This window comes from Thiopseudomonas sp. SA1F2-1K, from assembly GCF_057443035.1.
This window is the reverse complement of sequence record NZ_CM172014.1, coordinates 124,729-138,253: the sequence shown is the minus strand read 5'-3', so window position 1 is coordinate 138,253 and position 13,525 is coordinate 124,729. Positions and strand designations below refer to the sequence as shown.

Sequence of the window (13,525 nt, the reverse complement as noted above, 5' to 3'; positions counted from 1 at the left end):
ATAACTAGGTGGAGGCTGCCATGCACATTCCTTTTTCACGTTCTCTGTTGGCGTGTTCTGTTTTTGCGGTATCTTCAGTAGCGCTTGCTAATGAAACCATTGATTTTGGTAATGTTGTTGTTAGTGCGTCAGGGTTTGAACAAAAAATCACCGATGCACCGGCAAGTATTTCTGTTGTTAGTAATGAAGATTTAAAAAAGAAACGCTACAACAACCTAGCTCAAGCGCTAGATGATGTAGAAGGAATTGATGTTAAGCAGGGCGTCGGAAAAACTGGTGGTTTAAACATCAGTATGCGTGGTATGCCTAGTGAATACACACTGATTTTAATTGATGGCCGCCGTCAAAACAGTGCTGGAAATGTCACACCAAATGGTTTTAATGAAACCTCAACTAGCTTTATGCCGCCAATGTCAGCTATTGAGCGCATTGAAGTAATTCGCGGCCCTATGTCGACCCTTTACGGTTCAGATGCCATGGGCGGTGTGATTAATATCATCACCAAAAAAGTAAATAGCGAATGGAGCGGAAGCGTTACAGTTGATCATACCTTCCAAGAAGAGCGCGATTTTGGTGATACTAGCAATACTAGTTTCTATGCCAGCGGACCAGTAGTTGAAGATTTATTAGGCTTAACCGTACGCGGTAGCTTTTTTGATCGCCAAAAATCTGATTTGAGCTATGGCAATGGTGTTGAAGTAAGTAAGCGTGGCCCTTCCCCAGTTGCTGGGCAAAACTTTAACTTAGGCACCAAAATCACTTTTACTCCCCACGATAATCATGATTTCGCACTTGATTTAGAAAAAGGCCGTCAAAAGTACAATAACGATGAGTGCCAATTAGGTACTTTGGATGGATTAAACAGCGCCTGCACAGGTCCCGACGCTAATAATAAAGCGAGTGGTTATTCTGATGAGTTAAAATTTGAGCGCACTCAATATGCACTCACGCATACTGGACGTTTCTCTGCTGGTACTCTAGAAAGTGCGATTACGCATAAAACTACAGAAACCTTTGGTCGCACAAATCCAGGAGACACTATTGGGAAACCAACTAACGCAACCCACCTACCTACTGTTATTGCTGGTAATAAGCGTGAGCTAAAGTCTAAAGAGTTAATTATTGATACTAAGTTTATTGCTCCTATTACTGATAACAACATCACGACAGTTGGCGGACAATATATTAATGCAAAGATGGATGATGGCATCGCCAACGATCAGTTCAGACAAGAGTCTGCTGCATTTTTTGCAGAAAACGAATGGTATATGCGTGATGACTTAGCTCTTACTTTAGGTGGTCGTTATGATCGTCACCAAGCGTTTGGTGGTGAATTCAGTCCACGCGCCTACTTAGTTTGGAATACCAACGATAACTGGACAATGAAAGGTGGTGTAAGTAAAGGCTATAAAACCCCAGAAATTAATGCACTACATAACGGTATTAATGGTGTTACAAAACAAGGTGAAGTTATCACAATTGGTAACCCTAACTTAAAGCCTGAAACAAGTGTTTCAACAGAGTTTGGTATTTATTTTGATAATTTAGATGGCTTTAATGCCAACGCCACTCTTTTCCATAACCAGTTCAAAGACAAAATCAATAAAGGTAATGATATTAGCTGTCCATTTAACTCTAATGGACTGTGCGCACAAGATATAAATATAGGTAAAGCAGTTACCCAAGGCTTTGAGTTAGCCGGTCGTTGGCAGTTTGCTCCAGCTTGGAGTATCAGTGCGAACTACACCTTTACTGATAGCGAGCAAAAAAGCGGCGCAGATAAAGGTGAACCATTAACCAACACCCCTAAACACTTAGCTAACGCCAGTTTAAACTGGGCCACAACTGATAAGCTCGACCTGTGGCTAAAAACCGAGTACCGCGGAAAACGTGCACGTTTTACTTCCAAGTATGAAAACTTAAGAGGTAAAAACAACATACCAACAACCAGTTCATCAATTTACGATACGCTCGGCAAAGACATGAAAGGTTATACGCTGTTTCATTTGGGCGGATCTTACCAAGCCACTGAAGCCTTATCATTTAACGCCACTATCTATAACTTGCTCGATAAGGACTTTGTAAAAGGTAAAGCTTACAAAACCTACAATAGTTCAGGCGTAGAGAATGGTACCGCCTACGGCACTAATTACACTCACTCACTCGCTGGTAGCACAGGCACCATCGAAGAAGGTCGCCGTTTGTGGATCTCAGCCACTTACGACTTCTAAGCCAACCCTCACTGCCGCTTAGCTAAGCGGCAGTGATTGACCGCCTTATGTCTAAATACGCTATTAAACAGTTTTCACTCGGCACACTGCGCCAATGGCACTGGATCAGCTCGGCGCTGTGCTTAGCTGGCATGCTGTTATTTGCCATCACCGGCATTACCCTGAATCACGCCGGCAGCATTGAAGCGAAGCCCCAAACGATCACGGTAGAGGCCGAGTTGCCAAAGCCGCTACTCAAGCAACTGCAAAAATCTGCGGCTAAGCAACAACTCACACCAGCCATTAGGCAATGGATTGAGCAGCAGCTGCCGCGCGGCCTTGCTTGGCAAGACCCAGAATGGTCGGAAGATGAACTGTATTTAGCCCAACCGCGCCCCGGTGGCGATGGTTGGCTGAGCTTAGATCTAGAAACCGGTGAACTGCTGTATGAGTCCACCGATCGAGGCTGGATTGCCTATTTTAATGACCTGCACAAAGGCCGGAATTCGGGCGAATTATGGTCGTGGTTTATTGATATTTTTGCTGGGATTTGTGTGGTGTTTAGCCTAACCGGCTTGTGGCTGTTGCAGCGCCAAGCTAAATCACGCCCAACCACCTGGCCCATTACCCTCGCCGGCTTATTACTGCCGTTACTCATCATGCTGCTGTTTATTCATTAAGGCAGCATTTACCTAAGGACAGTTGTTATGCTTAAAAAAATGCTAACACTGAGCGCTCTAAGTCTCAGTTTTTCAGTCACTGCGGCTGAAATCTCAATTGATGTTGAAGTACCCCAATTAGACGTTGCTGAATACCATCGCCCCTATGTTGCGTTATGGATTGAGCAAAACAATAAACACGTTGCCGACCTCAACGTCTGGTATGACCTAAAGATGAAAGACAACGAAGGCGAAAAATGGCTAAAAGATATGCGCCAGTGGTGGCGTAAAAGTGGCCGCAGCCTTGAGTTTCCGGTTGATGGTGTCAGCGCAGCAACTCGCCCTGTAGGCACGCATACCCTTAACTTTACACACGATCATCAAGCCCTTAAGCAACTTGCAGCAGGCGAGTATCAATTAATTGTTGAAGCTGCCCGAGAAGTTGGTGGCCGTGAGCTACTTAAAATCCCTTTTAACTGGCCGCCAAAAGCCAGTGAAACGCTCAGCACTCAAGGCAACAGCGAGTTGGGCAAGATTAATCTCACCCTAACCCCTTAAGTTATTTCTCTCTGTCTCGTAAGGAGCACCTATGAAACCTGTCGTTAAGTGGACCGCTTTAGCATTAGCCGTTTGTCTCCCCCTAAGCGCCCAAGCCCACCGCGCTTGGATGTTACCTTCAGCGACGGTGCTGTCGGGTGAAGAGCCTTGGATTACCGTGGATGCCGCTGTTTCTAATGATTTGTTCTACTTTGAGCATTTTCCACTGCAAATTGAAGGTGTTGGCGAGCCACTTGTGCTACCCAATCAAAAAGCCGCAGCCGAGAAAAAAGATGCAAAACCAGCGCCTGCTCGTCCTCGTGCCAACTTAGAAATTATTCGTCCCGATGGCAGTAAAGCCGAACCTCTATACGGCAACACGGGCCGCTACCGCAGCACCTTTGATGTGCAGCTGGATCAAAAAGGGACGTGGAAACTGGCTATCGTTAACCAAGGCTTATTCGCCCGCTTTGAGCAAGATGGCAAGATGCAGCGCTGGTCAGGTAAAGCGGCAGACTTTGCCCAACAGGTGAATCCAAAAGCTGACAAACTACAGGTCACTGAAACCGCAAGCCGTATGGAAGTCTTTGTCACCTCAGGCAACCCAACCGACGAAGTGCTAAAACCAAGCAAGCAAGGCTTAGAATTAGTTCCAGAGACTCACCCCAATGACTTGGTAGCCGATGAAGCGGCTGTGTTTCAGTTTTTATTAGACGGTCAGCCAGCAGCTAACTTAGAGGTTTCTGTAGTGCCAGGCGGCAATCGTTACCGCGATGAGCTCAATGATTTAACCTTAAAAACTGATCAAGACGGCAAAATCAGCATCGACTGGCAAGGTCCTGGCATGTATTGGTTAGAAGCCGTAACCGAAACGCAGCAACAACTCAAAGACTCACCGGCCCAAAAACGCCGCGCCAGCTACAGCGCTACCTTTGAAGTGTTAGCGCCTTAAGCAACATGTTCGAGCTGGTTCAAGACACAAGCCGCCAATTACTCGCCGCAGGGTTAACCTTCAGTTACCTTGCGGGGTGTGGCGCGTTACTGTGGCAGGCTCGACAGCGCCGCGCTGCGCAGCCCAAGCTAACTGCTGAGGACTCGATAGTTATTGCTTGGGCTAGCCAGTCGGGACAGGCACAACAACAAGCTGAACACTTACTGGCTGCGTTTAAGCAGGCACATCTCAGTGCCCAAGCCATCGCCCTCTCGCAGCTAACCCCAGAGCAACTGCAGGGTTTATCCCAAGTAATTTTTATCGTCAGTACCTATGGTGAAGGCGAACCGCCAGATAATGCCCAAGCTTTTTATCAACAACTCAGACGCAGCCACTTAGACTTATCCAGCGTCAATTACTGGCTGTTAGGCTTAGGTGATAGCAGTTATCAACAGTTTTGTGGTTTTGCCCAGCAATTAGATCAGCAACTGCAACGCTTGGGTGCACAACCTCAAGCAGAATTACATACCCTAGATTGCTTACACCCTACTGATTTAACCCGCTGGCAAGCCACTCTACGCCAATACTTTAACCTTGAATTTAGCCAGCCAGCGCCAGCGTCCAGTTATCCACTGACGTTAATTAAACGTACCTGCCTTAATCCACAAAGCCCACACGCCGGATTATTTCACCTGCAATTTAGCCTGCCCAAAACTGCACACTGGCAAGCAGGCGATTTAGTTAAACTGTATCCATGGAATGATACACAGCATAAGCCGCGCGAATATTCATTAGCCTCTATTCAGCAATCTGGCAGCCTGGATCTGATCGTGCGGCTGGCCGAGCATCACACTGCCCAAGGCCCAGAGTTTGGCCTGTGCTCTGGTTGGTTATGTCAATCACTGCAACTAGGTGACAGCATTCACGCCGAGCTAGTCAGTAACCAAAACTTCCACGCCCCTGATGATTCAACACCACTGTTACTGATCGGCGCAGGCAGTGGGCTGGCAGGATTACGCAGCCATTTACAGCAACGCCCTGTCCATAGCCGCAACTGGCTAATTTACGGTGAGCGCGAGCCACATAACGATCAGCCATTAATCGCCGAGCTTCAACAGTGGCAAAGCTCAGGCTTATTGCACCAGCTTGATTTAACTTACTCGCGTTGCCCTAAGCAACCGCACTATGTACAGCACCGCTTACAGCAGCAGGCTGAGCAAGTTAAGCACTGGATTGCACAAAACGGTGCTATTTATGTTTGCGGTAGCCTAAAAGGCATGGGCGAAGCAGTGCATCAGACCCTGATTGAAATGTTGGGGCAAGACGCCGTGCAACAGCTGCTTGCCGCAGGCCGTTATCGCCGAGATTTATACTGATTTTTGCTCATTTGCCGAAACAAAAATGCCAAGCAAAGGGCTTGGCATTTTAGGGTTAACCCGCAGGCGGGGTTAAATATAGAACGATTTCAGCGGCGGGAAGCCATTAAACTCCACTGCACTGTAACTGGTGGTGTAAGCCCCTGTGGATAACCAATACAAACGATCTTCACTTTGTAAGCTTAAAGGCAGACCATATTTGTAGTTTTCATACATAATATCAGCGCTGTCACAGGTCGGCCCCGCAATCACTACGTCTTCTACGTTGGTGTCACTGTCTTTATCAGTCAAAATTGGAAACTTAATTGACTCATCCATCGTTTCAATCAGCCCAGAAAACTTACCCACATCGGTAAATACCCAACGCTCCATCGAAGTATTGGACTTACGTGAAATTAACACCACTTCGCTCACTAAAATTCCCGCATTGGCCACCAATGAACGGCCTGGCTCCAGAATAATTTCAGGTAACTCTTCACCAAAGTCTTCGACTAAAAAGCGGGTGATTTCTTCAGCATAGGCTTTTAGATCTTGGGTTTTAGTTAGGTAATTGGCAGGAAAACCGCCACCCATATTGATCATTTTTAGATGAATATCATCTTCTTCACGTAAACGATCAAAAATGATCTTAACCTTACCAATTGCCGCATCCCACACGCCAATTTCACGCTGCTGCGAACCCACATGGAACGACACGCCATAGGGCACCAAACCTAAATCACGGGCCAGTACCAGCAAGTCCATCGCCATATCGGTTTGGCAACCAAACTTACGCGACAACGGCCAATCAGCAGAACTTGAGCCTTCGGTTAAAATACGCACATACACTTTAGAACCCGGTGCTTGCTCGGCGATGTTACGCAAATCTGCCTCTGAATCGGTGGCAAACAAGCGCACCCCTTTATCGTAAAAATAACGAATATCGCGGGCTTTTTTGATGGTATTACCAAAACTCACCGTTTCGGCTTTAACGCCGCAGGACATCACCTTATCTAGCTCATAGATCGAGGCAATATCAAAGTTTGAGCCTTTTTCACGCAATAAATCAGTAATCTCAAGCGCCGGATTTGCTTTCACTGCAAAGTAAATTTTAGCGTAGGGAAAGTTATCCACCAGCTCATCATAGGCGTTAGCGATAGTTTGCTTATCAATTACTACAAAAGGCGTTTCTTGTTGATCAGCAAAGGTTTTCAGCTTAGCAAAAGTTTCGGGCGCGAAATAATCTTCCACGTTAATGGACATACCGGTTTCTCCTCGGAAAACAATAGAAATAAAGGGGTGAATACCGAACGCTTTATCAGTTTCCCCACTTTGGTTCGCCTACTTCCCAAGGCATGTCGCCGAGGATTTATAGCCATAAAATCTAAGGTTATCCCTAAATCAGCTACCAACCTCTCGTCAGCAGTACTTGAGCCGCATGGATCGTTTCCAGTATGAGCGTTCTAGGCGCGCAATCTAAGACCTATGCTGAGTGATTGCAACAGCTAATAAGCACATTTTTTTGATTATTTGTGCAAGCCGCCGCCAAAAAATAACAAATAGATGCAAATTCAACTACTTACATTCAGCTCTGACTCAATCTGAAAATTCTAAGCAACCCTTTAATCATTCTGCAGCAATGAACGGCTTAGCCTTACGTTGTATATTCATCACCCAGAAAGCCACCCAGCCTTTATCCTACAAAAATAATAAGCCACACCCACTTGAGTAGGATGACTCAAGAAAAAGGATGATAACTACTGCTAGGGGCAATACTTAAAGGAATACAGGATGAAAAAGAAAATTGCGTTAGTAACAGGCGGTTTAGGTGGTATTGGTCGTGAAGTTTGTAAAGCATTGGGCCTGCAAGGCTTTTAGTGATCAGTACCTTTATGCGACCAGACCGCGACGAAGCATGGAAGCAAACGCTGGCGCAAGATCAGATTGAAGCCTTTGCCTATCAATGTGACGTTGGCGATTATGAGCAATGCCAACAACTGGCCTCAACTATCAAACAGCAGCATGGCCACATCAGCGTACTGGTCAATAATACCGGTATAACTGCTGATGACACCTTACGTAAGATGTCACCCGACAATGGCACGAAGTCATTCAAACCAACCTCTACTCGGTATTTAATACCTGCAAACTAGTAGCCGATGATATGGCTGAGCAAGGCTTTGGCCGGATCATTAATATTTCTTCAATTAACGGTCAAAAAGGACAATTTGGACAAACCAACTACAGTGCGGCAAAAGCAGGCATGCACAGTTTTTCCATGGCACTAGCCCAAGAGCTGGCCCGTAAAGGTGTAACGGTTAACACCATCTCCCCCGGTTACACCGCTACCGAGATGGTGATGGCAGTACCAGAAAAAGTGCGCGAGAGCATCATTGCGCAAATTCCTGTCGGTCGTTTAGGAGAACCAAAAGAAATTGCCAGACTAGTGAGCTACCTTGCCAGTGATTTAGCCGATTTTATTACCGGGACCAATACTGCCATTAACGGCGGGCAGCACATGCAGTAATTTTCTCCAGGTAGCTGTCTTGTGGACAACTAATGCGCTGTAAGGCAGTCTGATCTTCGTTACTCCGTTGATTCGGCAGTTTTTTCTTCCACTCATTAGTGTCCGATATTATGCCAACTACTCTCGCACCCGATCTTACCCATAAAGTTGCTTTAGTCACCGGCTCCGCCAGTGGCATTGGTAAAGCCATTGCTGAAAGCTATGCCAAAGCCGGAGCCGCAGTGGGAATTGCCGACTTAAACTTAGTCGCCGCTGAAGCCACCGCTAAACAAATTCAGGCCGCCGGTGGCCGCGCTATGGCGCTGGCTATGGATGTGACCGATGAGCAACAAGTACACGCTGGTGTCGATGCGCTGGTTGCCAAATTTGGTAGCTTAGACATTTTAGTGTCTAACGCGGGTATTCAAATTATTGACTCCATCGATAAATTAGCCCTCAGTGACTGGCGTAAAATGCTCGCCATTCACCTTGACGGCGCTTTTATCACCACCCAGGCAGCGCTCAAGCATATGTATCCAGAAAATCGTGGCGGTGTGGTAATTTATATGGGCTCCGTCCATTCCCATGAAGCCTCACCACTCAAGGCGCCCTATGTGACAGCCAAACATGGCTTGCTGGGCTTAGCCCGTGTGCTTGCGAAAGAAGGCGCAGCGCACAATGTACGCGCTCACGTCATTTGCCCAGGCTTTGTCAAAACGCCATTGGTTGAGAAACAAATCCCCGAGCAAGCTAAAGAAAAAGGCATTAGTGAAGAAGAGGTGGTGAAACAGGTAATGCTAGGTAACACGGTTAACGGTGAGTTTACGACCGTACAAGATATTGCTCAGCTAGCTTTGTTTTTAGCCACTTTCCCCAGTGCAGCCTTAACCGGGCAATCCTTTGTTGCCAGTAATGGCTGGTTTATGCAGTAAGCTGAATCGCTGGCATTCGGCGCACGAGCTCAGGTTAGCTCGTGCTACACTGCAGTTTGTTTTTATTCGCTTGGAGCACTCCTATGCTACCGCCTAAATCATTATTTGATTCGCTCACCAGTCAGGTTAACCGCTTATTTGAAGGCGCTGAACCTGGCAGCAAAGGCGAACTAGAATCCCAGTTAAATCTTTTACTGCAAAGTGCCTTTTCGCGCCTAAACTTAGTGAGTCGTGAAGAGTTTGACTCACAAATGGTGGTGTTAGCCCGTACCCGCGCCCGCTTAGAAGCGCTCGAGGCCAAAGTCGCTGAGCTTGAGCAGCAACTTGGCAACGCCACCTCAACCGCAGCTGAAGCTAAGCCGGCCACTACCCAGCCTAGCGAGGATACCCCCGCAGCTACTGAGTAATCGGCGTAAGCTTTAGATCAAGGAGGATCTATGTCTCTCGCCATTATTCAAAGTCGTGCGCAAACCGGAGTTGAAGCTCCTGCCGTGAGCGTCGAAGTTCACCTAAGCAATGGCCTGCCCTCGTTTACTCTCGTTGGCTTACCAGAAGCTGCGGTACGCGAAAGTAAAGACCGAGTACGCAGCGCATTAATGACCTCGGGACTGGATTTTCCCATTCGTCGGATCACCCTCAATCTAGCGCCGGCTGATTTGCCTAAAGAAGGCGGGCGCTTTGATTTGGCGATTGCCTTAGGTTTACTCTGCGCCAGCGGGCAACTGGCTGAAAATTGTCTCGATGGTTTTGAGTGCATTGGTGAGCTGGCTTTATCTGGTGAGGTACGCCCGATTCGCGGAGTACTCCCCGCTGCCCTTGCAACGCGGGCCGCCAAACGCCAACTAATCGTACCCCTGGCCAATGCCGAAGAAGCCAGTCTGGCGTCGGGATTGACTATTTATGCCGTCGAACACCTGATGCAACTGGTTTTGCATTTTCTTGGCCAACAGCCCCTGCAGCCTTATCAGTCTAAAGGTTTGATTGCAGCCCCCCAGCACTACCCAGATCTATCCGATGTGCAGGGGCAACATGCAGCTAAACGCGCGTTAGTGGTGGCTGCGGCTGGGCAACATAATTTACTCCTCAGCGGCCCACCGGGTACCGGTAAAACATTACTGGCTAGCCGCTTACCAGGGTTACTGCCGCCACTGACGGAAACGGAAGCCCTGCAGGTGGCAGCCATTTATTCAGTAGTCAGCTACGCCCCGCTAACTGCTTGGCCATTACGACCTTTTCGCCAGCCCCATCACAGCGCCTCAGGACCAGCATTAGTCGGCGGTGGCAGCCGACCACAGCCGGGCGAAATCACCTTAGCCCACTTAGGCGTACTGTTTTTAGACGAGCTACCTGAGTTTGATCGTAAAGTGTTAGAAGTGCTACGTGAGCCTTTAGAATCTGGCGAGATTGTGATCGCCCGCGCCCAAGAAAAAGTTCGTTTTCCCGCACGCTTTCAATTGGTCGCCGCGATGAACCCTTGCCCCTGTGGCTTTCTAGGCGATCCTTCTGGGCGCTGCCGCTGTACGCCTGAGCAAACCGAACGCTATCGACACAAACTATCCGGACCGCTGCTCGATCGCATTGATCTGCATATAACCGTGGCCCGCGAGTCAACTCGCTTAACCCCAAATGCCGATCCTGGATTATCCAGTGCCCAAGCTGCGGCGCAAGTTGCCGCGGCCAACCAGCGCCAACTACAGCGTCAAGGTTGCAGCAATGCACAGCTGAATTTACTCACCTTGCGTGATGTGTGTGCACTTACCCCTGACGATCAACATTGGCTGGAACAAGCCTGTGAGCGCCTGAATCTTTCATTACGCGCGACCCACCGCATCTTAAAAGTGGCCCGCACCATTGCCGACCTAGAACACGCCCCCAGCATTACTCGCACTCATCTAGCCGAGGCATTGCAATACCGACTCAGTGCAGCCCGCTAATCTTTAGCGTGCTGCAACATTGAATTAACCCTACTAGAACTAAGTGGTTAGGCAATTTGTCGCACTAGCGGTTTACTAAGTAACGTTTAGTTCTTAGACTAGCACTACTCAGTCTAAGATGACGTCAATATCCAGATAAAAACCATAATAAATGTGCATCTAGCCTAAGAACATTAAGTATTTACATGCGACATCCTTGTGTGTAAACCACCAATAAACCGTGCTTAAAACTTTACCAAAAGTACAGTTTTAGTATGCCAAGGAGATATCCTATGCGCTCAATTAAACACCTGATCTATGGTGGCTTATTGGCCACTGCCATCAGTCCTGTGATGGCAGACGATGGAGAGAAAATTTATAAGCAAGGTGGCTCACAGCCAGGAGCGCTTGCTTGTATTACCTGCCACATGCCTGATGGTAAAGGTATGGATGCCGGCGGCTTTCCTAATATTGCCGGCTACTCTGCAGGTTATTTAGCTAAGCAGATCCAAGACTTTAAAAATGGCACCCGTGAAAACGTGATTATGCTGCCAATCGCCACGGCCTTAACTGATGCCGAAATTGATGCCGTAGCTAAATATATGGCGAGCCTTGATAAGCCTGAAGTAGCAGAAATCACCCGGGCTAAGACGCCAGACAATCTGGGCGAATCCTTAGCGATTCGTGGCGATTGGAGCCGCTCGATTCCTGAGTGTGTGGCCTGCCATGGTCCAAGTGGTGTCGGGGTTGGCGATGCCTTCCCAACATTGGCTGGCCAAGGTTCAAATTACCTCGCAACCCAGTTACGCGCTTGGCAACAAGGCACCCGTAAAAATGATCAAAACGATCTAATGGGTCATATTGCCCGCTCACTCACTGAAGAAGAAATCACCGCAGTTGCTGATTACTTCGCTGGTCTTGGTAAATAAGGAGCAAGCCATGAAAAAATTATTACTCAGTGCATTTGCCCTCAGCGCCATTGGTACTGCGATTGCCGCACCGATTGCTATGGAAGACCAATCACAACTGAAACCAGCGCCGGTAAAAGCCGAAGGCGAGCAGTATCATGTGCCGCCCTTAGAAGCTGATTTACCAGATAACGCCTATGGCGAAATGGTACGTAAAGGCCACGCGCTATTTGTCGATACCAAGCGTCAAGCGCCCGAGCTAGTAGGCAATGGCATGAACTGTGTGAACTGTCACATGGATCAAGGCCGTTTAGCCAACGCGGCACCGATGTGGGGTGCGTACACCATGTATCCGGCTTATCGTAAGAAAAACGATAAGGTCAACACCTACGCCGAGCGAATCCAAGGCTGCTTCCAGTTCAGTATGGACGGTACTCCACCCGCAGCTGACAGTGAAGAAATGACCGCACTGATGACCTACTCCTACTGGTTAGCCACTGGTGCGCCAACCGGCGTTGAAATTCCAGGCCGTGGTTACCCTGAAGTTGCTCAGCCAGAAGGCGGCTATAGCATTGAGCGCGGTAAGCAAGTTTATGCCGAGCAATGCGCCATCTGTCACAGCGATGATGGCTTAGGTCAAAAAGTCGGCGAGCACTACGTGTTCCCACCACTCTGGGGTAAGGACTCGTTCAACTGGGGTGCCGGTATGCACCGGATCAACACTGCAGCGTCGTTCATTAAAGCCAACATGCCACTAGGTAAAGGTAATACCTTAAGCGATCAACAGGCTTGGGACGTTGCCGCCTTTATGAACAGCCACGAGCGTCCACAAGATCCACGCTTAGTGGATGGCGATGTAGAAAAGACCCGCGTTAAGTTCCACGCTAACGATGGCGTTAACCTCTACGGTGAGAAAGTTAATGGCGTAGTACTAGGTCAAGGCATCAAGTAACTGATCTTGGCTTTAACCACCGTGCTAGTCCTCGATTAGCACGGTTTTTTTATGCCTAAGCACAAGTATTAACTGCAGTTAGCCAGTTTTTAATAGCCCAGCAATAACAGTCAGCGAAGCCGATCACTCCGGTTCGCTGAACACATAACAGACTAGGCTTTTTTCTTTTTCGGCGTCATGTATTTCATCAGATTTTGAAACCACATCACCTGCCGAGTATCGCCGTCAATTTTAATGTTTTTATCCTGAATACCCTGCATAAACGCCAACGCTTTATTTTTAGCAGTCATGGTGGCTAAGCCAAAAGCCGCATCTTTAAAGCCAATACTAAAGGTTGGCGCTTGGGCTGATTTTTTGCTGCTCGTGACGGTTTGATTATGCACATGGTAATAACGCTGAACCTTGCCATCTAAGGTATGCAGCAAAAACACTACATCCTTATCTTTAATTTGCTCCTGAAACTTCGGGCTTTGACGGCTTGCGCGCTTCATTAAACGACTAAGGGCCCACAATAAAATTCTAAACTTCAAGGCTAGCGCTCCTGATTAACCACTCAAAAGCAGGCATTGTAATGGGTTTCAGCTACAAAAAGCAGGCTTGGCGCAACTGACTTATGAGTCCG

The 13,525-nt window shown here is 47.9% G+C and carries 12 protein-coding genes and 1 pseudogene; 11 read left to right on the top strand and 2 right to left on the bottom strand.

Features of this window, described 5'->3' with window-relative positions; genetic code table 11:
• Positions 1 to 20: 20 nt before the first annotated feature.
• From AC2T15_RS00640 to AC2T15_RS00620, 5 genes are read left to right on the top strand one after another with little or no spacing between them, the layout of a single operon-like run.
• Positions 21 to 2,231, top strand: a complete 2,211-nt coding sequence (locus tag AC2T15_RS00640) for a TonB-dependent receptor domain-containing protein (RefSeq protein WP_286594124.1) — start codon at positions 21 to 23, stop codon at positions 2,229 to 2,231.
• 47 nt (positions 2,232 to 2,278) lie between these two features.
• The gene (locus AC2T15_RS00635) at positions 2,279 to 2,890 is read left to right on the top strand and encodes a PepSY-associated TM helix domain-containing protein (RefSeq protein ID WP_486778482.1); all 612 of its coding nucleotides are present in this window, start codon (positions 2,279 to 2,281) and stop codon (positions 2,888 to 2,890) included.
• 27 nt (positions 2,891 to 2,917) lie between these two features.
• Positions 2,918 to 3,427: a DUF2271 domain-containing protein gene (locus AC2T15_RS00630; RefSeq protein ID WP_486778481.1), complete on the top strand. Its 510-nt coding sequence runs from the start codon at positions 2,918 to 2,920 to the stop codon at positions 3,425 to 3,427.
• Between the two features lie 31 nt (positions 3,428 to 3,458).
• Positions 3,459 to 4,358, top strand: a complete 900-nt coding sequence (locus AC2T15_RS00625; protein WP_486778480.1) for a DUF4198 domain-containing protein — start codon at positions 3,459 to 3,461, stop codon at positions 4,356 to 4,358.
• A 5-nt stretch (positions 4,359 to 4,363) separates the two neighbouring features.
• Positions 4,364 to 5,713: a flavodoxin domain-containing protein gene (locus AC2T15_RS00620; RefSeq protein ID WP_486778479.1), complete on the top strand. Its 1,350-nt coding sequence runs from the start codon at positions 4,364 to 4,366 to the stop codon at positions 5,711 to 5,713.
• Between the two features lie 72 nt (positions 5,714 to 5,785).
• Here AC2T15_RS00620 and AC2T15_RS00615 read toward each other — a convergent pair whose 3' ends face one another.
• Entirely contained in the window at positions 5,786 to 6,955 is a 1,170-nt protein-coding gene (locus tag AC2T15_RS00615; RefSeq protein ID WP_053105027.1) for a type III PLP-dependent enzyme, read from the bottom strand.
• A 629-nt stretch (positions 6,956 to 7,584) separates the two neighbouring features.
• Between AC2T15_RS00615 and phbB the strand changes: the two are divergent.
• The 6 genes and pseudogenes from phbB (at position 7,585) to AC2T15_RS00585 (ending at position 12,903) form a co-directional block, all read left to right on the top strand.
• Positions 7,585 to 8,219 (top strand): annotated as a pseudogene (gene phbB, locus AC2T15_RS00610) (acetoacetyl-CoA reductase).
• Between the two features lie 110 nt (positions 8,220 to 8,329).
• Complete coding sequence (locus AC2T15_RS00605; protein WP_486778478.1) at positions 8,330 to 9,130, top strand: 3-hydroxybutyrate dehydrogenase; 801 nt, start codon at positions 8,330 to 8,332, stop codon at positions 9,128 to 9,130.
• Positions 9,131 to 9,213: 83 nt separating this feature from the next.
• Entirely contained in the window at positions 9,214 to 9,537 is a 324-nt protein-coding gene (locus tag AC2T15_RS00600; protein ID WP_053100918.1) for an accessory factor UbiK family protein, read from the top strand.
• Positions 9,538 to 9,567: 30 nt separating this feature from the next.
• Positions 9,568 to 11,064, top strand: coding sequence for a YifB family Mg chelatase-like AAA ATPase (locus tag AC2T15_RS00595; RefSeq protein WP_053106058.1), 1,497 nt, complete (start codon positions 9,568 to 9,570; stop codon positions 11,062 to 11,064).
• A 272-nt stretch (positions 11,065 to 11,336) separates the two neighbouring features.
• Complete coding sequence (locus tag AC2T15_RS00590) at positions 11,337 to 11,972, top strand: c-type cytochrome (protein WP_486778477.1); 636 nt, start codon at positions 11,337 to 11,339, stop codon at positions 11,970 to 11,972.
• Between the two features lie 10 nt (positions 11,973 to 11,982).
• The gene (locus tag AC2T15_RS00585; RefSeq protein WP_053103297.1) at positions 11,983 to 12,903 is read left to right on the top strand and encodes a c-type cytochrome; all 921 of its coding nucleotides are present in this window, start codon (positions 11,983 to 11,985) and stop codon (positions 12,901 to 12,903) included.
• Positions 12,904 to 13,055: 152 nt separating this feature from the next.
• On the opposite strand, the gene AC2T15_RS00580 is transcribed toward AC2T15_RS00585, so the two are convergent.
• The gene (locus AC2T15_RS00580; RefSeq protein ID WP_053105022.1) at positions 13,056 to 13,433 is read right to left on the bottom strand and encodes a hypothetical protein; all 378 of its coding nucleotides are present in this window, start codon (positions 13,431 to 13,433) and stop codon (positions 13,056 to 13,058) included.
• Positions 13,434 to 13,525 lie beyond the last annotated feature (92 nt).

Bases quoted from the DNA above. Each gene is read 5' to 3' on its own strand.
- AC2T15_RS00640 (WP_286594124.1), top strand. From the start codon at position 21: ATGCACATTCCTTTTTCACGTTCTCTGTTGGCGTGTTCTGTTTTTGCG.
- AC2T15_RS00635 (WP_486778482.1), top strand. From the start codon at position 2,279: ATGTCTAAATACGCTATTAAACAGTTTTCACTCGGCACACTGCGCCAA.
- AC2T15_RS00630 (WP_486778481.1), top strand. From the start codon at position 2,918: ATGCTTAAAAAAATGCTAACACTGAGCGCTCTAAGTCTCAGTTTTTCA.
- AC2T15_RS00625 (WP_486778480.1), top strand. From the start codon at position 3,459: ATGAAACCTGTCGTTAAGTGGACCGCTTTAGCATTAGCCGTTTGTCTC.
- AC2T15_RS00620 (WP_486778479.1), top strand. From the start codon at position 4,364: ATGTTCGAGCTGGTTCAAGACACAAGCCGCCAATTACTCGCCGCAGGG.
- AC2T15_RS00615 (WP_053105027.1), bottom strand. From the start codon at position 6,955: ATGTCCATTAACGTGGAAGATTATTTCGCGCCCGAAACTTTTGCTAAG.
- AC2T15_RS00605 (WP_486778478.1), top strand. From the start codon at position 8,330: ATGCCAACTACTCTCGCACCCGATCTTACCCATAAAGTTGCTTTAGTC.
- AC2T15_RS00600 (WP_053100918.1), top strand. From the start codon at position 9,214: ATGCTACCGCCTAAATCATTATTTGATTCGCTCACCAGTCAGGTTAAC.
- AC2T15_RS00595 (WP_053106058.1), top strand. From the start codon at position 9,568: ATGTCTCTCGCCATTATTCAAAGTCGTGCGCAAACCGGAGTTGAAGCT.
- AC2T15_RS00590 (WP_486778477.1), top strand. From the start codon at position 11,337: ATGCGCTCAATTAAACACCTGATCTATGGTGGCTTATTGGCCACTGCC.
- AC2T15_RS00585 (WP_053103297.1), top strand. From the start codon at position 11,983: ATGAAAAAATTATTACTCAGTGCATTTGCCCTCAGCGCCATTGGTACT.